Below are 21,779 nucleotides of genomic sequence, written 5' to 3' on the forward strand. Positions count from 1 at the left end.
CGCTTTTCGTTGTTGAAATTCCCTTACGATCTTTCGCTTCGCGATCCCTGCGAAAGCATGGTGCGGACTGATAGCAATTACCGTGCCGCGTCACTATAAGACGTAAAATCCCTAGAAAATGACCCCATTGGGGGCATCGTCTGCGCGCAAAAGCAGCGTGACCTGCATAGAAATGTAGCAAAAAAGACTTGCCGAGGCCTGTTTTTTAAACTTTGCAAATAAGGTGCCGATAGCACTAGCGAGGGAGATCATTTTTTGCCCACTTTCCGTAAGCGATAGACCTACATCTCTGCAAAGTCATAATTCAGACCGAACATTCCCGCCGCTGAAAACTCTATATTCAACGGCCACGTTCGCTAAACTTAAAGCGCCTACCACCAACTGTGAAGTAGGCAAATCAGCCAAATGGCTTAAGGGGCTAAACTATCTCGGGGGATCAAATCGATGAAAGTTTGCTATTCACCGCCCACCACTTTGGGCCTGGCTCTGGCGATGTCGTTGACCGTCTGCTTTTGCGCCCTGGCCGCCAAGCCAAGTTCCGAAGTCCCACTGTTTTCCGGTTTGGGAGAACATCGCTGGGAGATTTCCAGCGACAGCCCTCAGGCCCAAGCGTACTTCAATCAGGGGCTGGCGTTCATGTACGGCTTTAACCATGACGAAGCGATCCGGAGCTTTCACGAGGCCGCCAGGCTCGATCCGAGTTGTCCTGCGCCTTGGTGGGCCATCGCGCTGGCCAACGGACCCAACATCAACTATCCGTTGCTTGACGAAAAGCACGCCCCACTGGCCTGGGAAGCGTTGCAGAAGGCGAAACAACTCTCCAGCAATGGATCGCCCCTTGAGCAGGATCTGATCGCGGCACTCGAAAAACGCTATGCCCAGCCACCGCCAGAGGATCGTAAGCCCTTGGATCAGGCCTATGCCGATGCGATGCGAAAGCTTTGGGAGAAATACCCGGACGAGCCTGACGTAGGGGCCATGTTTGCCGAAAGTTTAATGGATCTTTGGCCCTGGGACCTCTGGCAGAAAGCAGGGACGGCCAACCCAGATACCCGAGAGGTCATGGAGACGCTCGAAGCCGTCCTCAAGAAGTCGCCTAACCATCCATTGGCATTGCATCTGTACATCCACACGCTTGAGGCCTCAGGCGAGGTCGCGAAAGCTGCCGACGAAGCCGATCGTCTCCGCAATTTGCAGCCTGGGCTAGGGCACATGGTTCACATGCCCAGCCACATCGATGTTCGTTTGGGGGCTTGGCGCAAAGCAATTGCAGCCAATGAAAAGGCTATTAATGCCGACACTGCCTATAAGCAGCAATCACCGGAGCAGGACTTCTTCCGAATCTACATGGCCCACAATCGTCATATGCTGGCATTCGCCGCGATGATGATCGGGCAGGAGAAAGTCGCCACTGAGCAAATCAACCTGATGCTTGCGGAAATGCCTGAGAACTGGGTGGTCGCGAATGCTCCGTTCGTCGATGGAATGCATAGCATGCCCTACGAGATGCATATTCGCTTTGGGCGTTGGGACGCGATCCTCGAGGAACCGGAACCGGCCGAGCAATTTCCCATCTGTCGGGCAATGCGGCATTTTGCTCGTGGGATAGCTTATGCTGCCAAGAAAAAGCCCGCGAAAGCGCGTGAAGAGCAAGCAACTTTTCGCGAGCTGAAAGCGGCGATTCCGGAAGAGGCGTTCTTCGCTCAGAACCCGGCATCGGTGGTGCTGGACATTGCCGACAATATGCTCGAAGGGGAGATCCTTTATCGGGAGGGGAAGACCAACGAAGCGATTGCCAGTTTGGAGAAAGCCGTCGAACTGGAAGACTCGCTGCGTTATACGGAGCCACCCGATTGGATTCAGCCGGTGCGCCATGCGCTGGCAGCCACCTTGATGGATGCAAAACGCTACGAAGCGGCAGAAACGGTCCTGCGAAGCGACTTGCAAGTCCATCCACACAATGGCTGGGCATTGTACGACCTGGCACGTAGCCTGCGGATGCAAGGCAAGTTCGATGAAGCCGAGAAAGTTCAAGCGAAATTCGAGCTTGCCTGGAAAGACGCCGATGTGAAGATGAGCTCGGCGTGTATGTGCTTGCCGGCCGAGTAGATACCGACAAGTGGCCAAGGTATTAGTTTCGTTCCCGCCGTCTCGAGCGTGGTCGCTCTTCGGCGGGTGGCCCTGTGGGCTCGGAGTGGAACAGCGGAAGGGGGTGGTCGAGTCCGCTAACGGTCTTAAGCATCGTTTCCCGTACCCCTTTCCAGTGGAGCATCTTGGGCGCGAGAAAGTTTCGAAGTTTTCGTTTGACAAATGACTCGGCCTTGACGAAACCGGTGATCGTGCGGATGCGCTGCACGATCGAATGATCGACCGGCCATCGTTGTTGATGGTAGAGGGAAAGCTCGTCCCGTTTGGCCAATTCCGCGAATACCCAGGCATCTTCAATTCCAAGATTCATCCCACGCGCGCCCACCGGCGAGTGAAGATGAGCGGCATCTCCGGCGAAGTAAACCTTGCCCACGTTCATGGCTTCCACCAACCGATGGGCAATATGAAAGGAAGAGTTCCATAGCGATTCGCCAATCGGATTGGATTCGCTCAACTGGGCGAGGGGTTCGGGGTAGTTGCCCATGACCCGCCAAACGGTTGGCTCGCCCGGTTTTTCTTCCCCTGTATAGATGGGCATCAAGAAAAGAAAGCCATCGTCCTGCAGCTTGATATGGGCTCGGTCGGGGGCGAAGTCGGTCGCCAGCGGAATGTCGTCAAGTACCCACGCGCGATCGTAGGTGTCTCCTGGAAAGGGAACATGAACCGACTTGCGGGCCATGCTGTGTGCCCCGTCCGTCGCCAAAATCCAGGGAGCCGTTACCGACTCGTTGGCCTGCGTTTCGACATGGACCAGTTCTGCTTTTCCTTCGGTCAGATTCGGGGAGTCGACCAATTCGATTTGACGCTCGATCTCGATCCCCCGCTCAGCAAGATCTTCGCGCAAGACACGTTCGGTTGCTGCCTGGGATAGGGCGAGCATAAAAGGGAAGCGGTGCTCAAGATCCTCGAAATCGACTTCCGCGACGATACGGCCATTACGATGAATGGTGGTTCCGTGAATCTTGCGCCCCAACGCCAAAAGCTTGTCCGTTATTCCGGAGGCCTCGAGCAGTTCCAGCGTGCGTGGGTTGACGGCGAGCGCCTTCGAATATTTCGACGGTTCGGCACGCTTGTCCACAATCCTCGGTACGATATCGTGCCGTGACAAAAAAGAGGCGGCAGCCATGCCGACCGGGCCTGCGCCAATGATTAAGGGGGGTGAATGCGTCATGCAAAAGTTGTGGGAAAGGCAGGTTTCGTCGAAACGGCGAAAGCAACTAACCATCACCCTAGGTTGCCAAGCGGTCCTCTGCAACTAAGGGAAGCCTGGCAAAGTTTGAGAATCCCATCGTCAGGCCGTTAGAATGAGTTCTGAGCAGCGTATCCTCGCAATTTCTTAATCAGGGAAAGCATCCGATGTCCGCTTCATATCGATTTTTGCTTTGCACTACCATGTTGGCAATCTCCTGCACCGGTCTTCATGCCGAAGACTGGCCGCAATGGCAAGGTCCAAACCGCGACAGCGTGTCCAACGAGACTCAGTTAAAGGCTACATGGCCAGAAGAAGGTCCACACCTTGCATGGCAAGTGAATGACTTAGGGGATGGGTATGGTGCAGTCTCGGTTGCCGATGGCGTGATTTTTCTGGTGGTGAACGAGGGACTGGATGACGAGTCCGTGAAGGCGCTCGACGCGACCAACGGGCAGGTGCTTTGGGCGACCCGAATCGGAAAAGTGGGTAATCCCAATCAAAAGCCCAGCTACCCAGCCGCTCGCAGCACTCCGACAGTCGATGGCGAGATGGTGTACGTACTCGGCTCGGACGGCGACTTGGTTTGCCTAAAGGCGAAAAGTGGTGAAGTCGTTTGGCAAAAGAACGTTCGCCAAGACTACGATGGCAAGCCTGGCACATGGGCCTATTCGGAGTCGCCCCTGGTCGATGGGAGCAAGGTAATCGTGACCCCAGGTGGCCCCGAGGTAGGAATCGTGGCCGTCGATAAGTCGAACGGCAAGACGATCTGGGAAGCGAAGACGCCAGAGATGGGGGCTGCCGCCTATGCCTCGATCCAGAAGGTGACTGCCGCCGGCAAAAAGCAGTATGTCGCGTTCATGGCAAATGGTCTCGCTGGCGTCGACGCTGAAGATGGGACGTTTCTCTGGTCTTATAAGCGTACTAAAGGAATTGCGAATATGCCCACGCCGGTGATCGCTGGCGATATCGTCTACAGCGGCGGTTCACGGACAGGCGGAGGTGCCGTCCGTCTGATTGCTAAACAACTGGGCGTTTTACCGGAAGAACTATACTTCAATCCCAAGCTGCCCAATGCGATTGGCGGATCGGTCAAGGTCGACGACTATCTCTATGGCTGCAGTGGTTCAACTCTTTTATGTGTTAACTTTTTGACCGGTGAGATCGAGTGGCAGGAACGTATCAGCGCGGCTGCTTCCATCCTTTACGCAGATGGGAGGCTCTATCTGCATACGGAAGATGGCAAAGTGATGATGGTTGCTGCAACGCCAGAGAAGATGGAGATCGTCAGCGAGTTCACTTTGCCCGACCAACCCGAAGGAACCGGCAAAGAGTGGGCGTATCCGGTGCTGGCCAATGGTAAGCTCTATCTACGTCAGCATGGGACGCTCTGGTGTTATGACGTGAAGTAGCGTGAAGGGAGGGAAGGGCAGCGAAACAGGACGAGTGAGCGATGGGTGGTATTGCTCATAACGTTTGCTGCTCCGCTGCCCCCTAGCTGAACGCTACTTCGAACAACTCGGACCTTGGTTCCAAGGCATCTTGGCCAACAGCATCGCCATTCCGCAGGTGTCGGTGATGCCTGCGAACATTAGTCCTGCACCAACAAACGCCGAGAGTCCGGCGAAGTAAGGGTGGACGAACATACCGAGCAGTGCGCCCACCAGTACGAGGAAGCCTGCCGTAATTCGTACTTGGCGTTCCAGAGAGATCGTCTTCTTACCGCGAACGACCGGGAGCCCTGCCGAGGCCCAGGCATCGGTTCCTCCTTCGACGTTGACGACGTTCTCGTACCCGGCAGCAATGAACTTTTCGCAGGCCTTTCCGGCGCGATTACCGGACTTGCAGATCACGTACAATGGCTGGTCTGCCGAACCGTTGCGGGCATCCATAATCTCTTTGGGAGCGAGACGATCAAGCGGTTCATTCACGGCCTTGGTTGCGTGTACTTCCTCATATTCTGCCGGGGTACGTACATCGATCAAGTCGCAGTTGCCCGACTCACAGAGTTTGTTTAGTTCTTGGGGAGAAATCTTATTAACGCTCATCATTCCCTCCTTTAATATTTTGTTTGTATTATCGTGATGTGACGATATGTTTGGGTAAAAAAAGGCGAGCTACTTGCCAGCCTCTGTCAGAAATCGACTTTCGATACAATTCATAATGTCTTCCAAGTGGGGTTCAGCGACCGAGTAGTAAACTCGTCGACCATCTCTTTCACTTGTGAAGAAACCGCATCGTTGCATCAATCGAAGATGCTCGGACGCCAGGTTCTCGGCGATGCCACAATCCTCGGCAATCTCGCCGACGGTATACCTACCATGAAGCAAAAGCTGGACCATTCTCAGGCGTACCGGATGCGCCAATGCTTTTAAGCACTCGGCCGCTTGGCCCAGGGCATCCATTTCCAGAGGGGGTTTATTGGTGGTTTTCTTTGCCATATTCGAGACTCCTGTCTTAAATATATCGTCAGTTCGCGATATGTCAATGAGTTAAAGGCTGGGAGAATCGCAAGTTTTTCGTTTTTTGCTTTGCAAGCTAAGGAAGTGACCGAATCGCCTAGAAGTCTCGAAATGGCCGACGAGGCTCGGCGGCTTCCATTTCCTGCTGCCACTCGGTTAGCCGCCGCTTCAGCGTCAGGACTTTGTCGGGATGCTTTTCAGACAGATCGTTCTCTTCCCCGATGTCGTCCGGCAAGTAGTACAGGCCTTTGGCTTTCTTGCTGTCGATCCATTTCCAGTCGCCTAAGCGAACGGCAACCTCGTCTCGCCGTTGCCAGAACATTTCCTTTCGAGGCGAATCGACTTTGCCTTGAAGCACCGGCAGCATGTCAAAGCCATCGAGGGTCACTCCACTGGGAAGAGATGTACCAGTGGCCGCGCAGGCGGTAGGGAAGACTTCCAGGGACGTAAGAAAGGCATCGCTCGTCTTTCCCGCGGGAACTTGCCCTGGCCAACGGACAAGGCAGGGAACCCGGTTGCCCCCTTCCCACATGGTCGACTTGCGACCTTGCAAGGGTTGATTGTCGGCCGTGCCGCTTCCGCCGTTATCGGAAAAGAAGATCACCAAAGTGTTGTCGGAGATTTCATAGCGGTCGAGTCGTTCGAAGATCGCGCCGATGGCCGCGTCCATTTCGGTGACGGCGGCCATGTACCCGCGTCTCCGCTTCTCGGATCGACTCTTGCCTTCGGGATACATGGCCAGATACTCAGGAGAAGCCTGCACGCTGCCGCGAATCTCAGGATCAAGATTGGAAGCACTATGAGGGGCATTGAACGGCACGTAGAGAAAAAACGGTCGCTCGTAATTCTGATCGATAAACTTGAGCGCATGGTCTCGAAACAGAGTCGTGCAGTAAGTCCCTTTGTCTTTGGTCGTGGGCTCATTCCCCGCGAACATCGAAGGCACACCATATCGCTCGTGGGTGAAGTAGTCGATGCCGGTATTACAGAAGCCATAGAAGTCGTCGAACCCGCGCTGCAGCGGCAGGAACCGCTTCAATTGGCCGCCATCCCATTTGCCATAACACCCACATGCGTAGCCGGCATCGCTTAGTACGTTCGATAAAAAGACCTCCCGCTCGTCCATCCCCAGGATGTGCTCCGGCGACACGGCATATTCTTCGGGCGAGTAAAGATACCCGTCATCGACGCGATCGTTGCGGATCATGTCGTAGGTGCCATTGCGCTGGGGATAGCGTCCCGTCAGGAAAGCGGCCCGCGATGGCGTACAGGCATTCCAAGCGACATAGAAGCTGGTAAGCCGTGTTCCCTGCTGGGCGAGTCGATCCAAGTGGGGCGTGCGGACATCGGTCGCTCCGAACGATCCCAAGTCGTGGTAGCCTTGGTCGTCGGAGACGATCAACACGACATTGGCCGGACGCTCGGCAGCCAGCAAAACGTTAGGCAGAAGTAGCAGAACAATTCCCATCAACGCACGCATGGAAGCCATCTCGGAAAAGGGGAGGATGAATTCAGGTAGGTGCGTTTCAGAATAGCGGTTCTGGTGGACGAAACAAGCTTTCGTTTAGGCCGCGGCCAGGATCTCGTTTTTCAAATGTGAAAAATGTCCGATGGAGTCGGCAAAGAATTCCTCGGGAAGGATCGCATAGCGGTCAAGAGTTGCCTCAGTGTGTTTCCAGCCCATGCCGGCGGCAATATCGAACGCCTTGAGCCCTCGATCGATGCGTTCCCCTTTTCGGTCAAACTTCCAGAATTGAAGCCAGTAGCCAGGCGGAAAGTAGGCAAAGCGAACCGCCGGCATCAAGGCTAGTGATTTCATCAGAGGCCAGTCGAATTGATCGACCGCCTTTTCGATTCGCGGCCCGACCACGGTGTCCTGTTCGTCCAGAAAGTGCGTTTCAAAAATGTTTCGCTTCGCCTGATCGGAGAGTTGCTCGCCGTTGCGGTTGGCTTCGTGGACTCGATTTAATGAGGCAAGTAAGTGGGGAGCTACCAGCTTTTCCGCATCCGGATGATCGCCGTGAAGCTTCGTGAAGTGGTAGGTCGTGTAGATCTGCACGCATACTAGGCGGTTGACCTCGCGAAATGCTTCGGCGAATGCTTCTAGTGCGTCGAGCTTTTGCTTTCGTCGTGATGGTGTGAGACAGTATTGTAGGGAGAGCATGCCACCAAGTCGCATGCCGAAGGCGAAATAACCTCTTGCCCACAAGGCACCATGGGCGGCGATCAAGGGAAAGATGTGATTGCGACCGGAGTCTTCGTAAACGTGATGATAGGTGGCGGCACGTTGTGATAGCTGCCGTGTCGTACCAGCAAGACGGACGGCTTCGGCGTGAAACGCGTCATAGGTGCGCTTCAGTTGGGCAAGCGTTTCCATAGCCCTGAACCTCGTTCTTCGAGAAATGCGTGGGATGTTTCTTAGCTCACAAGAGGTAGACCGACTGGCAGAGATCGTCCACAACCTGGAAAAGCAAATATTTCTGGCGTTTGCCATAAACGCGTAGAATGAGATGAGGCTTGCGTGCCTGGTGCAGCGAGTCAATAAAAAGAATTTCAAGCAAGCACTACCCAAGCTGCTTCCCCCATCGACTAAGGAGAGATCTATGATTTTGACGACGACTGCCCCGGTCGCGCGTCCTGAAACGCAAGCATTTATCGACCAGGACCATCAACTGCTCATCGACGGACAGTGGGTACCTGCGGTAAACGGAAAGAAGTTTGATGTCGTGAACCCGGCTGATGGCAAGGTGATTGCCCAGGTAGCCGAAGGTGGCCAGCAAGACGTCAACAACGCTGTGGCCGCCGCTCGTAAGGCATTCGAGAGCGGACCTTGGCCAGCGATGACCGCCTCCGAGCGAGGTAAAATGCTGTGGCGTCTGGCCGACCTGATGGAGCAGCACATCGAAGAGTTCGCAGAGATCGAATCGCTCGACAATGGAAAACCGAAAGCAGTTGCCGCTGCGGCGGACGTTCCTCTGGCAATCGATCTGTTTCGATACATGGCCGGCTGGGCCACCAAGATCGAAGGAACGACCATTCCAATCTCGGTCCCGTATCTCGACGGGGCAGAGTTCCACAGCTACACCCTTCGGGAACCGGTTGGCGTGGTCGGACAGATCATCCCTTGGAACTTCCCCTTGTTGATGGCGGCCTGGAAACTGGGGCCAGCACTGGCCGCGGGATGCACCGTCGTGCTTAAGGTGGCGGAAGAAACGCCGCTCAGCGCCCTGCGTCTCGCTCACTTGGTCCAAGAGGCTGGCTTCCCACCAGGCGTCGTGAACGTGATTACAGGCTTTGGCGAAACCGCCGGGGCTGCCCTCTCGGCCCATCCCGACGTCGACAAGGTGGCGTTCACCGGCTCGACCGAAGTCGGCAAGCTGATCGTCAAAGCGGCGGGCGAAACCAACTTGAAAAAGATCTCGCTTGAACTGGGTGGTAAGAGTCCCAACATCATCATGCCGGATGCCGACATTCCGGCCGCGATTGCTGGGGCGGCTAACGCGATCTTCTTTAACCATGGCCAGTGCTGCTGTGCCGGTTCCCGCTTGTTCGTTCACCGCCAGCACTTCGATCAAGTCGTCGAAGGGGTGGCCGAAGAAGCGAAGAAGATCAAGCTCGGCCCCGGTATGCATCCCGATTCGAACATGGGGCCGATGGTATCTCAGATTCAGCAAGATCGAGTTTGCAGCTATCTCGACATTGGAGCAAAGGAAGGAGCGACAGCCGTCTGCGGTGGTAAGCGGGCCGAAAGCGAAGGCTACTTCGTCGAGCCAACCGTTCTGATCGATACCCATCCCAACATGAAAGTAATTCAGGAGGAGATCTTCGGTCCGGTAGTTGCCGCGGTGGCATTTGACGACATCGAGGAAGTCATCGCCACCGCTAACGACAGCATCTATGGGCTGGCTGCGGCCGTTTGGACCAAGGATATCAGTCTGGGACACCGGATCGCCAAACGGATCAAGGCAGGCACCGTCTGGATGAACTGCTACAACGTGTTCGATGCCTCGCTTCCCTTCGGTGGCTACAAGCAATCAGGCTGGGGCCGCGAGATGGGGCACGAAGCGATTCAGCTGTACACACAGACGAAAGCGGTCACGCTGCAATTGAAATAAGCATTTGCGGATGCAAACCCGACTCCCACGACGGCATCGTCCTGGGAGTCACGTCACTGAATTCGTTTTGTTTTCGAATCGTGGCGCGATACAAAGATAAGTGCGCGGATGCCCCACCCGTCCTCAGTTTCCGGAGGAAACGTCATGTCCCTATCTCGTCGCCAGATGCTTCAGTCAACGGCAGTTGCCGGTGGTTTGCTTTCGCTGGGAGACCTCGGTCTCCTCTCGCAACTTCGTCCGGTATCGGCCGAGGAAGCGAAGTTGGATCCCAAGGTTGTGCGGCTTGACTCGAGTATTGAGCCCCTGGTCCGGCTGATTGAAGAGACGCCGCGGGAAGCCTTGCTGGAAGAGATCGCGTCGAAGGTGAAGAAGGGGACCAGCTACCGTGAAGTGATGGCGGCGTTGCTGCTGGTGGGGGTGAAGAACGTCGAACCGCGACCAAGCGTCGGGCACAAATTCCACGCGGTGTTGGTCGTCAACTCAGCTCACCTCGCGAGCATGTCCTCGCCGGATGAACACCGCTGGTTGCCGATCTTCTGGGCGCTGGATCACTACAAGTCGGCCGCGCAGCGCGACGTCGAAGAGCGGGGTGACTGGACGATGTCGGCCATGGACGACAGCAAGATCCTTCCGCACGGCAAGGCCAGGGCTCAGTTCATCGAAGCAATGGACGACTGGGATGAAGAGAAAGCGGACGTTGCCGCTGCCAGCCTGGCACGTACTGGAGGCGCGAACGAGATCTACCGATTGCTGTTTCGCTATGGATCGCGCGACTATCGCAGCATCGGTCACAAGGCAATCTACGTAGCCAACAGCTATCGCACATTGGGTTGTATCGGCTGGCAACATGCCGAGCCGGTCCTTCGCAGTTTGACCTATGCACTTTTGATGCACGAAGGAAGTAACCCGGCTAAGCGAGACGATGAAGCCGATCGCCCATTCCGGCGCAACGAAGAGATCGCCGCGAAGATGCGGGACGATTGGACCACCGGGAAGCTCGACGCGGACGCGACGCAGACGATGATCGAGACGCTACGTAGCGGGTCCAACGACGATGCCTGCGATCAGGTCGTTCAGCTGATCAATGGAGGAGCCCATCCTCAATCGATCTGGGATGCCTTGCATGTGGTGGCAGGCGAGATGGTCATGCAGCAGCCGGCAATTGTTCCTTTGCACAGCGTCACCACGACCAATGCCCTGCGTTATGCCTACGAGACATGCGGCGATGATGAGACGCGTCGACTATTGCTGCTGCAAAACGCCGCGTTCCTGCCGATGTTCCGTGGTGGCATGCGGGGGCGAGGTGGCGTCCAAGATGTCAGCATCGCGACGCTTGATCCGCAGCAGCCAGAAGGAGATGCGGCCGAGGCAGTCGAAAACATTTTCGCGGAACTCGGGAGCAACCCATTTAACGCGGCGAAAATGACGCTGGGGTATCTCCAAGACAAGGAAAACCACGCGGCCAAGGCCAAGCAACTGATCGATGCGGCCCGGGTGCTCGTTTTCCGCAAGGGAGACAATGCCCACGATTACAAGTTCAGTTCCGCGATCTTAGAGGACTACTATCACGTGTCACCTCAATGGCGCGATACGTACCTCGCCTCGAATATCTTCCTGCTGCGGGACTCGCAGCGGGCCGATAACCGGCTTGTCCAGAGGATCCAAGCAGCATTGAGCTGACCGGTACTCGCGGCGATGTTCTTGGAAAAAGTGCCCGAGGGAGAGTGGGCAAGACATCCCCCACGTGGCATGATAGGGGAGTCTTACGGAACTGACTTTTCGCTGCAGATGATGGGTGTCTATGAGTTCTTCTGAAGAATCGCTCCGCGCGCTGGAAGAGGCGTTGCGTTTTAGCCCGGATAACATCCCTTTGCGGTCTCACCTGGCCGACACGCTTTACCGCTTGGGGAAATTTGAGTCGGCGATTGACCATTTCAAAGAGTTGTCGCGGATCGAGCCCCACAATCGCGACTGGCCGCTTCGTCTGGCTGACTCTTTCCTGCAAAACAATCAAATCGGTGAAGCCGCCGTCGTCATCGAACGCGTAGTTCATGGAAAAGACGCGTCAGCAGCGGCACATCTGTTGGCATCGCGAATAGCGATGGCGGAAGGCAACACATCTTCGGCCGTATATCACTATAAAACGGCGATCGATCTCGATCCGGAACTTGAGGATGAGGAACTCAGCGAACGCCTGGGCGTGGGGGCTCAGTTCGAGGAGAGCGAAGTCGTCGACGGGCGAATTCGTGTCGGATCGGGTGACGCCCAGGGGGATGTCGGTGCCTCGGTAGAGCGTCCCAAGATCAAGTTCGCCGATGTCGGCGGCATGGAGGATCTCAAGGAAGAGATCCGCATGAAGATCATTTACCCGATGCAGAACCCCGAGATCTACAAGGCCTACGGGAAGACGATCGGAGGCGGCATCATGATGTATGGTCCGCCAGGCTGTGGCAAGACGCACTTGGCTCGGGCCACCGCTGGCGAGATCAACGCGAACTTCATCAGCATCGGCATCAATGATGTCTTGGATATGTGGATGGGAAACAGCGAGCGCAACTTGCATCAGCTGTTTCAGCTTGCCCGTAATAGCAGCCCCTGCGTGATCTTCTTTGACGAGGTCGACGCACTGGGGGGGCGTCGTAGCGATATGAACGGAGGCAGTGCCCGGCAACTGATCAATCAGTTTCTGGCCGAGATGGATGGCGCCGAGCATTCCAACGAAGGGGTGCTGATTCTGGCTGCCACGAACGCTCCGTGGCACGTCGATTCCGCGTTTCGCCGACCAGGACGTTTCGATCGCGTGATCTTCGTCCCACCGCCTGACCAGCCATCGAGGACTGAGATCTTGCAGGTTCTTTGCCAGGGCAAACCGACCAAGGATGTCGACTACGCCTACCTGGCCAAGAAGACCGATCAGTTTTCTGGGGCCGATATGAAGGCGGTCGTCGACCTGGCCGTGGAATCGAAATTGAGCGAAGCGCTCAAGACCGGTAAGCCGGTGCCCGTGTCTGGCAAGGATTTGCTCGCGGCGGCCAAACGGCATAGACCAACCACCAAGGAGTGGTTTGCGACGGCGAGAAACTATGCCCTGTATGCCAACGAAGGCGGGCTGTACGACGACATCCTTAGCTACATGAAATTGAAATGAGCCAACGACTCCAGCGTGCTACCATGCTGATCCAGATGCGTCGCTACGATGAAGCGAAGCGCGAACTTACCCTGAGCATGGCGGAAGACCCCGAGAATCCCAGCAACCACATGCTGATGGGGCTTTGCCATAGTGAGCTTAAGGAGAACGAACCAGCGATCGAGCATGGCGAGTTAGCCGTACGAATGGCTCCGGACTGGGCGAAGAGCCACTCGATGCTCGCTTGGATCTACATGAAGGCGCACAAGTACAAAGATGCCAGACTCGGCGCCGAGCACGCGCTGCAGTTAGACCCGGCCGACACGATGGCATCCAACGTGATCGCCATGGTCTGCGCCGATAAAAAGGATTGGGAGGGGGCACTCCGGGCAGCGGAAATGACCCTTTCCCATGACCCGGACGATACCGAAGCGATGAACATCCGGGCTCTCGCCCTGCGTAGCCAAGGCAAAGCCGGGGCTTCGGTTGAAGAGCTGAAGCGTTCGCTGCAGGTCGACGCGGAAGATGCCACGTCGCATGCCAACCTGGGATGGACCTATCTGCAAAAGGGGGAGCTAGACAAAGCCGAAACTCACTTTCGCGAGGCGCTGCGGATCAATCCCGAGTTGGATTGGGCACGCCAAGGAGCATTGGAAACGCTCAAAGCCAAGGTGCCGATCTATCGCTGGATCTTGGGCTACTTCATCTGGATGGCCACCAAGACAGCTGGAATGCAGTGGGTGATCATCATCGGGCTTTACTTGGGCTACAAGGTCATCTATTTGACCTTGGCTGCCAATCCAGCGACGCAGGGGCTTGCCTACGCGTTCATGGCGTTGTACCTGTTGTTCTGCGTAACGACCTGGTTTGCCGGCCCCATTTCAGATGCGTTTCTCGTCTTGCACCCTTTTGGTCGTCTGGTGTTGACGCCGTGGGAACGCTTTGGCGGACTAGCCGTCGGCGCGGCGATCGTACTCACGTTGGCAGCGCTTGCCGGCGAAATCGTTCTTCAAAATGAAGTCGGCATCATACTCGCGATGTGTGTTGGCTTCCCGGCGATTCCGATGGCGATGATGTTCCAATCAAGGGAGGGGACGCCACGCAAGGTGATGGCGCTTGTTACCGTGGCCGCGTTTGCCATGTCGGTGGGTTTTGGCGTGGGGGCGATCTATGGACTGGATAACCTGCCGATGGCTGTTGCTTCCGTTTGCGAGACGTGTTCCCGCGGGTTCATCTTTATCCCGTTGGGGTCGATCATCTTGGCGAACGTCTTGAGCATGCGGTAATCAGGCAAGGCGTCAACGTTATTCAGCACTGAGTAGTATCGGTTCCCCGTAAACCTTCTGCGGATCCCCTTGCTCCTTCATCCAGGCATCAAGCTGGTCGCTCAGCTTGGCCAGGGTTACTGCGTATTGGGGATCGGTGGCCAGATTGTTTTGCTCGGTCGGATCAGCATCCAAATCGTAGAGTTCTACCGCCGGCCTTTGCAGGTATCGTTTGACCTTACGGGCTGCCTCGGGGACCGTCTTGGCCTTCGCGACCCAACTGCCCCAGTACGGTTGAGGACGGTTGTCCCCCAGAATATGGGACGTGAACTTGAACTCAGGGTGAAGGTTGCGAATGTACTTCCAACGCGTCGTACGGATGCTGCGTGTGGGATAGACGTTCTTATTTCCGTCGCCACTGTGGACGGTGAAAATGACGTCGCGATGATGATCCGTTTCGCCAAGGAGGACCGGCAGGAAAGACTGCCCGTCTAGTTCTTTTGGCGCCGTTTGGCCGACGGCGGCGTAGAGGGTCGGCAGAATATCGATCCACGAAACCATCGCCTCGGTACGCTTGCCAGGGGTGATCTTGCCTGGCCAGACAGCGATCATGGGCGTGCGAATTCCTTCGTCGTAGAGGGTCCACTTGCCAAAGGGCCACTGAGCACCGTGATCGCTGGTGTGTAAAAACAGAGTATCGTCTCCGAGCTTTTTGTATGCCGCGTCGAAGACTTCGCCCAGTTCACGATCCATCGTTTTGATGGCCTGATAATAGCGCGCACGAGCTATGCAAGTCTGGGGCGTATGAACATGGTGCAGCGGAATTTTGATCGATTCGGGATCAATGTCTTCCGGTTCGGGCCAGGGGACATGCGGCCAGTTAGTGCCGACGAAAAGGAGGAGCGGTTTGTCACTTTCGCGTGCATCGAGCCACTTCAACGCTTCTGGCACGGCGACGTCTTCGTGGTAATTAAAATGCCGGGCGATATCGAAACCATACTCAGGCGTCTGGCGATAGTGCCCCACCTTGCCAAACGAAACGACCTCGTACCCCAGCTCTTGAAAATAGGCCGGTAGCTTCTTGATCTCTTCCTTAGGACGCGAGTGATTCGGCTCGGCTCCGTTTCGTGAAGGCATCAACCCGGTCAGCAGTGCCGCACGGCTGGGAGCACACGACGGAGAGGCCACAAAGGCCCGGTCAAACGTGAGGCCCTGCTTGGCGACGCGCTCCATGTTGGGGGTCTTCAAGTCGGGCGATCCATACAACGATGAATCGACGATGGTGTGGTCATCCGAAAGAAACACCACGATATCGGGAAGCTCAGCTGCCAAAAGTTGGCTGGCCGAGCAGCCGATTGCCAAAAGGCTGAGAAGAACGCTGCGCATGAAGAGGCTCCTTGCAGGGAGAATCAATTCGAGGATGAGGTAGGAAGCTAGTTGGCTGGTTTCACCCGGTCGAACCAGGTTTGCCAATGCTGCTTCATGTCTTTTAGCCGCTGGGGGTGGTCGCCAGCAAGGTTCTTGGTTTCTGTACGGTCTTCTGCCAGATGGTAAAGTTCCCATTTGCCATTTTGCTTGGGCTGAACGAGCTTCCAGCCATCGGCAATCACGGCTTTGCCTCCTTCGTGCTCGAAGAAGAGTTGGTCGTGACCATCACGCTTCTCGCCGCGGAGGATCGCCGAAAGGGACTGGCCCTCCAGGGGCGTGATGTCGTGGCCGTCGTAACTCTTGGGGTATTCGGCCCCAGCGATTTCGAGACAGGTCGGCATGACGTCTATCACATGGCCCGGTTGATCGGTCAGCGAACCCGGCTTTGTTTTCAAGCCACTGGGCCAATGAGCGATCATCGGCGTATGGGTCCCGCCTTCGAACGACTGCGCCTTCCAGTAGCGAAATGGCGTATTGGCGGCATTGGCCCAGTACGAGCCAATATAGCCCCAGGTGGTTTCGCTGCCGGGGTTGAAGAGGCCCTCGTACTGAATGCTGCGGCCGTCTCGCGTTTCGTTCGGTCGGTCGAATCCAGGGTTGAGATAACGTTCGGGCGATGCCCCGTTGTCGGCCATGACCAGAATCAGTGTATTATCAAACCGTTGAGTCGTCTTGAGTGTCGCCATAATTCGCCCGATGCCTTGGTCGACGCAATCGACCATGGCGGCGTGGACGGCCATCAGTTGGGCCATGTGTTTGCGGTGCTCGTCGTCCAGGGCCTGCCAGTCGGGGCCATCTCCTTGAAGCCGTGGCTTGGGGAAGGTCTGGGGATCGATTAATCCCATTTCAAGCATGCGGTCATAGCGATCGTCGCGTAGCTTCTGCCAGCCTTCGGTGTAGGTCTTCTCATACTTGGCGATGTCCTCTGGCTTGGCATGCAGGGGCCAATGTGGGGCCGTATGAGCGACGTAAAGAAAGAAGGGAGTGTCCTTCTTCGACATCGTCTCGATGTACTCAACGGCCTTGTCGGTGATGGCATCAGTCATGTAGAAGTCATCAGGAACATCTTTCACGATCTTGGTATCGTCGACCAAGGAAAACGGATCGAAGTAATTCACCACGCCCCAGACCGGCCCAAAGTGATGTTGAAAACCTCGCTTGGCCGGATAGGTATCCAGCGGAGCGAACGGGCGATCGAAGTCGGCTTGATGATTGAGCCAGTCGAGTTGCTTTTGGCGATCGTCGATCGGGTTGGTTTGACTTAGGTGCCACTTTCCCGCCATGGCGGTTTGGTAGCCTGCTTGCCCCAGAGCCTCGGCGATGGTGACGCCGTTCTTGGTAAGCGAACGTCCATTGCGGATGAGACCAACTTGATGTGGATACAGACCGGTGAGCAGAGCCGCACGCGTCGGACAGCAGCGGGCACAATTGTAAAAGGAGGTGAAACGCAGGCCATTGTGAGCCAGCGCATCGATGTTGGGCGTTTGGATTTCGCCGCCGTAACAGCCGAGATCGGAATACCCCAAGTCGTCGAGCATGATCACGACGATATTAGGGCGATCGTCGGCTTGTACGATTGCGGTAAGAAATAGAACGCACAGGCAGGCGAAGGGAAAACGGAACTTCATCGGGGGTGTTCTCGAGGGACGTTACTTTTTACCAAGATGACCCCAAGGCCACGGAAGGACATCGGAGGCTTCTGCCCAGGCTTGCCATTGGTCGGCCATTTTCTGGACGCGTTCGGGATGTTGGCTGGCCAGGTCGTGTTGTTCGGTACGATCTGCCTCCATGTCGTACAGTTCCCACGGCGTGGTCTCGCCAGAGCCCATCTTGCCGTAGCGAACGATTTTCCATTTGCCGTCTCGAACGGCGCAGTTCGCTTCATGTTCCCAAAAGATTGGTGTCTTCCGCTGTGGCTGGTTGCCGGCAAACGCTGGCGCCAAGCTAATGCCTGGAAGTGGAGTGATATCGGTGCCGTTGATCTGTTTGGGGTAGTCGGCTTTCGCGACATCGACACAGGTTGCCATGATGTCGATCAGGTGGCTGGGGGTGTGATTCAGCTTACCGTTTTGCGAAGCCGCGATACCTTTGGGCCAATGGACGATCAATGGCGTTGAGATTCCTCCTTCGTGAACCCAGTGCTTGTATTCACGGAAAGGCGTATTGGAAACATTCGCCCAATCACGACCGTAAGCAATGTAGGTGTCGTCGGCTCCTGGCATGGTTTCTGGCCCATGACGAACAGGTCGACCGTCACGTGTGAACTTGGGGATGATATCCAACTGCAACTCGTCGCTTGCCATAGCCGGACGTGGGGCCGGTAAATTCTTGTCTTTGGCACGTCCGACCCCTTCGGCACAGCCGCCGTTGTCTTGCATGAAGAAGATGACCGTGTCGTCGAAGTCGCCTGAGTCTTTTAGTCGGGCAGTGATCTTCGCGATGTTTTGGTCCATGCGGTCGATCATCGCCGCGTAGACTTCCATGTTGCGAATTTCCCACTCTTTGTGCTTAAGGCTGTCCCAGTCGCCGGCCTGTTCCGACATTTCCCACGAGGCATCAATCAGGCCGAGTTGCTTTAGCTTAGCGAGACGATTCTCACGGATCTCGGTAAAGCCGTTGTCGTAGAATCCGTCATACTTGGCGACGTCTTCGGGCAACGCATGCATAGGCCAATGGGCGGACGTGAAAGCGACGTAAAGGAAGAAGGGAGCATCGGCGGATTGCTCGTGATGCTGCTTGAGAAAGCGCACCGCGTTGTCGCCGATGGCATCGGTGTAGTAGAACGTCTCGGGTTGATACTCGGTGTCGTTTTCTGGGGTGATCAGCGTATTGTCGCGACACAAAGCAGCGGGATCATAAAAACTACCGGCTCCGGTGATGGTGCCATAGAAGTGGTCGAAGCCACGCTGACGCGGCCAGTTCTTCTTGGTACCTTCAGGCCGAATGTTATTGCAGACGTGCCACTTGCCGGTCATGTAGGTTTTGTAGCCTGCTGGCTTCAGGACTTCGGCAATCGTTTGACAGCGCTGGTTCAAGCCCATCTGAAAACCAGGGAACTTGCTGATGTCGTAGTTACCAGTCACCATATGTCCGATGCCAGCCTGGTGCGGGTAAAGACCGGTCAGCAGCGATGCACGCGTCGGACAACAGCGGGCCGTGTTATAGAATTGCGAGAATCGCAAGCCGTTATCGGCCAAGGTGTCGAGTGTTGGCGTTTGAATTTCGCTTCCGTAGCAGCCTATGTCCGAGTAGCCCATGTCGTCGGAAAGAATGACGATGATGTTCGGCTTATCAGCAGCAGACAGTGCAGCGGTCGAGAAGGCAATCAGGGCGAAAGTCCACGTAGGGACCCAGGTGGAAAGCTTAGGCATGGTGAGTTCTCGAAAAGCAGAGTTGAGAGTGGTGGCTCTGATTGTAGCCGAAACAAAACCAAAACACGAACCACAAATTGTCGAGAAAACGAATCCTTGTCGAATCGACTGAGCCGCGAAATAATCGACTCGTGATTTTAGAGATTTTGCGGCCGTTGAAATCCTTTGCACTGGAATTGAGTTCGCTATGCTTCGTACCTTTGGTCCCCGTCGTCTGGAAGATGGCAACGTTCTATTTACGGTTCATGCACCAGCGTGCGAGAAGCTTACTCTGCGGATTGAAGGGGACCATGAGCAAGAACTGCCAATGAACGCGACAGAGGATCGCGAGTTCACTGCTATCGCAAAGGTGCCTCCTGGGACGCGTTATTGGTTTCGTGTGCCGGACGGAAATCCTCGCCCAGATCCGGCCAGCCGATTTCAACCGGATGGTGTTCACGGCCCTTCGCAGTGGATCGATCCTGCCGCTTATTGTTGGAAGGATGAAGCATGGCACGGCCTGCCCAAGGATGAAATGATTCTGTACGAACTCCACATTGGCACGTTTACCAAGGAAGGAACGTACCTGGCCGCGATCGATCGATTGGCAGAGCTCGTCGATCTTGGAGTTACCGCGATTGAAATCATGCCCTTAGCGCAGTCGGCGGGCAGATGGAACTGGGGCTACGACGGAACGAACTTCTTCGCGCCGCGAAACACATTTGGCACACCGGACGAGCTGAAGCAACTGGTCGACGCGGCCCATCAACGCGAAATCGCGGTGATTCTGGACGTGGTTTACAACCACTTCGGTGCCGAGGGCAACTATCTGCATCCTTTCGGAGGCTATGTCTCGCCGAGGCATCAAACGGTGTGGGGAGATGCTCCGCACTTGGACGGCGATGGCAGTGCGATGATGCGAGATTATATTGTCGCGAACGTCCGGTACTGGATTGAAGAATTTCACTTCGATGGACTCCGGCTAGATGCGACGCATTGTATTCTGGACGAATCGGAATCGCACATTGTCGCCGATGTTGGTAAAGCCTTCGCCGAGATGCAAGTGGAGTTAGGGCGTAAGCTGCATCTGATTGCCGAAAGCAACGTCTACGATCCGGAACTCCTGCGTCCGCTCGACGAAGGTGGATATGGCTTTGGTGCGATCTGGTGTGACGACTTTCTGCATGCAGTCGCCGCGGAGACGCGCCCCGACGAACATATGTCCGATCGTCGTTACCTCGCTGGCGAAGATATCGATATGGTTCTGCGCCGTGGGTATGTGTTTCGGGGAACGTTTGAAGAAAAACGACGACGCATACCACTGGCAGAAGATGACGCGGCGGCGGACTGGGAGTCGTTGATCTTTTCCATTCAGAATCACGACTTCATTGGCAACCATCCCGATGGTCTGCGTTTGCATCAGGTCACCTCTCACGAAGCCCACCGCGCGGCGGCCGCTTTGATGTGTCTGATTCCGGCGATCCCCATGCTGTTCATGGGAGAGGAGTTTGCCTGTGATAAGCCCTTCTACTTCTTTGCCGACTTTGGCGACGCACACCTTCGCGATGCGGTTGAGAAAGGGCGTCGTCGTGAGTACCCGCAGCACGACTGGACCGACACGGTATCTTGTTTGTCCAAAGCAGCGTTTAGGAAATCGCAGATCGGCCCGCGAGAGAAAGGGAGTGAGGAGACGCTTCAGTGGTATCGTGAATTGATTCGTCTTCGCAAGACGTGGAAGAAACAGGGACTCTTCGCCGGCGCCAATCTGCAGGCACGTTGGGATGCACTAGCGCACGCGGCCATTGTTCAATACCAGCATGCGGAGGACTCGGCGTTTGCCGTGATACGACTGGGAACTCCGAAAGAAGTAACAGGCGATCTGCATGTCGAGTTGTCGGGAAATGTTCTGCTTTCCCAGTGCGCACTACCTTTGGCGGATCAAACGAGTGCCTGGGCAATGGGTGCGTTGGGAGTGCTTGTTGGAGAAGGTCGGATTCGCGGCATTTCGATTTAGTGCCAAATAGCGACTGACGCGAACAAGAAACGGAAAGACTCGATCGGCATGCCGATCGAGTCTTCAAGGTGATGCTCTTCTCGCTGGTGACGATTAGTAGCTGAACTCGCTCAACGTCTCGTTCAGTTTCGAAGCCAGCGAGGTCATGCGAGTTCCGACGCTGCCCGTCTTGGCGGCATCGCTCGACGTTCGCTTGGCGACGTCTTCTACTTGGGCGATGTTGCGGCTGACCTCGGCACGGGCTTCCGTCGACTGATCGAGGCTGTGCGAGACCGACTGAACTCCGCCAGCGACCGCGGTTCACTGCTCGGAGATGCTCTGAGCGACGCAACGTTGTTCTTCCACGGCGGCTGCGATCGTGGTCGAAATGTTGTGAACTTGCTTCACGACATTGTCGGCGTCGGAAATCGTTTCCACGGCCAAGCTGGCCGAGGATTGAATGCCAGCGATGCGCGAACGAATGTCATCGTAATCAGCGTGATGACCAGTTCCAACTTGATTCCCCGCACGTATCCCTGAGAGAGGCAAGCCAGGCGAGGAATGTCGAAGTAGTTGTCCAGCGGGTACCCGCGACAATCTGAGTAGTTCCGTTCCGTCTGAATCGATTGCACGGAAGATCATCCCTCTTCCGTTGGACCAGAGTTGCCTTGAGGGATGTGGTAGAAACGCGACTGTCGCGGT

At 55.9% G+C, this 21,779-nt stretch carries 16 protein-coding genes; 7 read left to right on the plus strand and 9 right to left on the minus strand.

Annotated elements, in window-relative coordinates; genetic code table 11:
* Positions 1-444: 444 nt before the first annotated feature.
* Positions 445-2,109 carry a tetratricopeptide repeat protein gene (locus tag Pan97_RS02765; RefSeq protein ID WP_144970549.1) on the plus strand — a complete coding sequence of 555 codons (1,665 nt, stop codon included), beginning with the start codon at positions 445-447 and terminating at the stop codon, positions 2,107-2,109.
* A 22-nt stretch (positions 2,110-2,131) separates the two neighbouring features.
* Here Pan97_RS02765 and Pan97_RS02770 read toward each other — a convergent pair whose 3' ends face one another.
* A complete protein-coding gene (locus Pan97_RS02770; protein WP_144970551.1) occupies positions 2,132-3,373 on the minus strand; it encodes an FAD-dependent monooxygenase in 1,242 nt (413 codons plus the stop codon).
* Positions 3,374-3,504: 131 nt separating this feature from the next.
* Between Pan97_RS02770 and Pan97_RS02775 the strand changes: the two genes are divergently transcribed.
* Positions 3,505-4,749: a PQQ-binding-like beta-propeller repeat protein gene (locus Pan97_RS02775; RefSeq protein WP_144970553.1), complete on the plus strand. Its 1,245-nt coding sequence runs from the start codon at positions 3,505-3,507 to the stop codon at positions 4,747-4,749.
* A gap of 93 nt (positions 4,750-4,842) precedes the next feature.
* Here the strand turns inward: Pan97_RS02775 and Pan97_RS02780 are convergent, their stop codons facing one another.
* The 4 genes from Pan97_RS02780 to Pan97_RS02795 all read right to left on the minus strand — a co-directional run bounded on the left by Pan97_RS02780 (position 4,843) and on the right by Pan97_RS02795 (position 8,176).
* On the minus strand, positions 4,843-5,388 hold the full coding sequence (locus Pan97_RS02780; RefSeq protein ID WP_391529976.1) for a rhodanese-like domain-containing protein: 546 nt from the start codon (positions 5,386-5,388) through the stop codon (positions 4,843-4,845).
* A gap of 66 nt (positions 5,389-5,454) precedes the next feature.
* On the minus strand, positions 5,455-5,778 hold the full coding sequence (locus Pan97_RS02785; RefSeq protein WP_144970555.1) for an ArsR/SmtB family transcription factor: 324 nt from the start codon (positions 5,776-5,778) through the stop codon (positions 5,455-5,457).
* A 118-nt stretch (positions 5,779-5,896) separates the two neighbouring features.
* Complete coding sequence (locus tag Pan97_RS02790; RefSeq protein ID WP_196782264.1) at positions 5,897-7,279, minus strand: sulfatase-like hydrolase/transferase; 1,383 nt, start codon at positions 7,277-7,279, stop codon at positions 5,897-5,899.
* A gap of 84 nt (positions 7,280-7,363) precedes the next feature.
* Positions 7,364-8,176 (minus strand): hypothetical protein, encoded by an 813-nt coding sequence (locus Pan97_RS02795; RefSeq protein ID WP_144970559.1) that lies wholly within the window; start codon positions 8,174-8,176, stop codon positions 7,364-7,366.
* Positions 8,177-8,402: 226 nt separating this feature from the next.
* On the opposite strand from Pan97_RS02795, the gene Pan97_RS02800 reads away from it, so the two are divergent.
* The 4 genes from Pan97_RS02800 to Pan97_RS02815 all read left to right on the plus strand — a co-directional run bounded on the left by Pan97_RS02800 (position 8,403) and on the right by Pan97_RS02815 (position 14,327).
* Positions 8,403-9,914: an aldehyde dehydrogenase family protein gene (locus tag Pan97_RS02800; RefSeq protein ID WP_144970561.1), complete on the plus strand. Its 1,512-nt coding sequence runs from the start codon at positions 8,403-8,405 to the stop codon at positions 9,912-9,914.
* A 144-nt stretch (positions 9,915-10,058) separates the two neighbouring features.
* Positions 10,059-11,594, plus strand: a complete 1,536-nt coding sequence (locus Pan97_RS02805; protein WP_174819535.1) for a hypothetical protein — start codon at positions 10,059-10,061, stop codon at positions 11,592-11,594.
* A 121-nt stretch (positions 11,595-11,715) separates the two neighbouring features.
* Positions 11,716-13,062 carry an ATP-binding protein gene (locus Pan97_RS02810; protein WP_144970565.1) on the plus strand — a complete coding sequence of 449 codons (1,347 nt, stop codon included), beginning with the start codon at positions 11,716-11,718 and terminating at the stop codon, positions 13,060-13,062.
* Positions 13,059-14,327 (plus strand): tetratricopeptide repeat protein, encoded by a 1,269-nt coding sequence (locus Pan97_RS02815; protein WP_144970567.1) that lies wholly within the window; start codon positions 13,059-13,061, stop codon positions 14,325-14,327. Before Pan97_RS02810 ends, Pan97_RS02815 begins: the two co-directional genes overlap by 4 nt.
* A gap of 18 nt (positions 14,328-14,345) precedes the next feature.
* Here the strand turns inward: Pan97_RS02815 and Pan97_RS02820 are convergent, their stop codons facing one another.
* Genes Pan97_RS02820 through Pan97_RS02830 form a run of 3 tightly spaced genes read right to left on the minus strand, consistent with a single transcriptional unit; the run spans position 14,346 to position 19,105 of the window.
* The gene (locus tag Pan97_RS02820) at positions 14,346-15,692 is read right to left on the minus strand and encodes a sulfatase family protein (RefSeq protein WP_144970569.1); all 1,347 of its coding nucleotides are present in this window, start codon (positions 15,690-15,692) and stop codon (positions 14,346-14,348) included.
* 47 nt (positions 15,693-15,739) lie between these two features.
* Entirely contained in the window at positions 15,740-17,362 is a 1,623-nt protein-coding gene (locus tag Pan97_RS02825; RefSeq protein WP_144970571.1) for an arylsulfatase, read from the minus strand.
* Positions 17,363-17,383: 21 nt separating this feature from the next.
* The gene (locus tag Pan97_RS02830; RefSeq protein WP_144970573.1) at positions 17,384-19,105 is read right to left on the minus strand and encodes an arylsulfatase; all 1,722 of its coding nucleotides are present in this window, start codon (positions 19,103-19,105) and stop codon (positions 17,384-17,386) included.
* Between the two features lie 187 nt (positions 19,106-19,292).
* On the opposite strand from Pan97_RS02830, the gene Pan97_RS02835 reads away from it, so the two are divergent.
* Positions 19,293-21,098 carry an alpha-amylase family glycosyl hydrolase gene (locus tag Pan97_RS02835; RefSeq protein ID WP_144970575.1) on the plus strand — a complete coding sequence of 602 codons (1,806 nt, stop codon included), beginning with the start codon at positions 19,293-19,295 and terminating at the stop codon, positions 21,096-21,098.
* A 300-nt stretch (positions 21,099-21,398) separates the two neighbouring features.
* Here the strand turns inward: Pan97_RS02835 and Pan97_RS02840 are convergent, their stop codons facing one another.
* The gene (locus Pan97_RS02840; RefSeq protein WP_144970576.1) at positions 21,399-21,719 is read right to left on the minus strand and encodes a hypothetical protein; all 321 of its coding nucleotides are present in this window, start codon (positions 21,717-21,719) and stop codon (positions 21,399-21,401) included.
* Positions 21,720-21,779 lie beyond the last annotated feature (60 nt).

This window comes from Bremerella volcania (assembly GCF_007748115.1).
Lineage (GTDB): Bacteria > Planctomycetota > Planctomycetia > Pirellulales > Pirellulaceae > Bremerella > Bremerella volcania.

What these genes read in the sequence shown, in the direction of transcription:
- Pan97_RS02765 (WP_144970549.1), top strand. Translation starts at nt 445, where the DNA reads ATGAAAGTTTGCTATTCACCGCCCACCACTTTGGGCCTGGCTCTGGCG.
- Pan97_RS02770 (WP_144970551.1), bottom strand. Translation starts at nt 3,373, where the DNA reads ATGGTTAGTTGCTTTCGCCGTTTCGACGAAACCTGCCTTTCCCACAAC.
- Pan97_RS02775 (WP_144970553.1), top strand. Translation starts at nt 3,505, where the DNA reads ATGTCCGCTTCATATCGATTTTTGCTTTGCACTACCATGTTGGCAATC.
- Pan97_RS02780 (WP_391529976.1), bottom strand. Translation starts at nt 5,388, where the DNA reads ATGATGAGCGTTAATAAGATTTCTCCCCAAGAACTAAACAAACTCTGT.
- Pan97_RS02785 (WP_144970555.1), bottom strand. Translation starts at nt 5,778, where the DNA reads ATGGCAAAGAAAACCACCAATAAACCCCCTCTGGAAATGGATGCCCTG.
- Pan97_RS02790 (WP_196782264.1), bottom strand. Translation starts at nt 7,279, where the DNA reads ATGCGTGCGTTGATGGGAATTGTTCTGCTACTTCTGCCTAACGTTTTG.
- Pan97_RS02795 (WP_144970559.1), bottom strand. Translation starts at nt 8,176, where the DNA reads ATGGAAACGCTTGCCCAACTGAAGCGCACCTATGACGCGTTTCACGCC.
- Pan97_RS02800 (WP_144970561.1), top strand. Translation starts at nt 8,403, where the DNA reads ATGATTTTGACGACGACTGCCCCGGTCGCGCGTCCTGAAACGCAAGCA.
- Pan97_RS02805 (WP_174819535.1), top strand. Translation starts at nt 10,059, where the DNA reads ATGTCCCTATCTCGTCGCCAGATGCTTCAGTCAACGGCAGTTGCCGGT.
- Pan97_RS02810 (WP_144970565.1), top strand. Translation starts at nt 11,716, where the DNA reads ATGAGTTCTTCTGAAGAATCGCTCCGCGCGCTGGAAGAGGCGTTGCGT.
- Pan97_RS02815 (WP_144970567.1), top strand. Translation starts at nt 13,059, where the DNA reads ATGAGCCAACGACTCCAGCGTGCTACCATGCTGATCCAGATGCGTCGC.
- Pan97_RS02820 (WP_144970569.1), bottom strand. Translation starts at nt 15,692, where the DNA reads ATGCGCAGCGTTCTTCTCAGCCTTTTGGCAATCGGCTGCTCGGCCAGC.
- Pan97_RS02825 (WP_144970571.1), bottom strand. Translation starts at nt 17,362, where the DNA reads ATGAAGTTCCGTTTTCCCTTCGCCTGCCTGTGCGTTCTATTTCTTACC.
- Pan97_RS02830 (WP_144970573.1), bottom strand. Translation starts at nt 19,105, where the DNA reads ATGCCTAAGCTTTCCACCTGGGTCCCTACGTGGACTTTCGCCCTGATT.
- Pan97_RS02835 (WP_144970575.1), top strand. Translation starts at nt 19,293, where the DNA reads ATGCTTCGTACCTTTGGTCCCCGTCGTCTGGAAGATGGCAACGTTCTA.
- Pan97_RS02840 (WP_144970576.1), bottom strand. Translation starts at nt 21,719, where the DNA reads ATGATCTTCCGTGCAATCGATTCAGACGGAACGGAACTACTCAGATTG.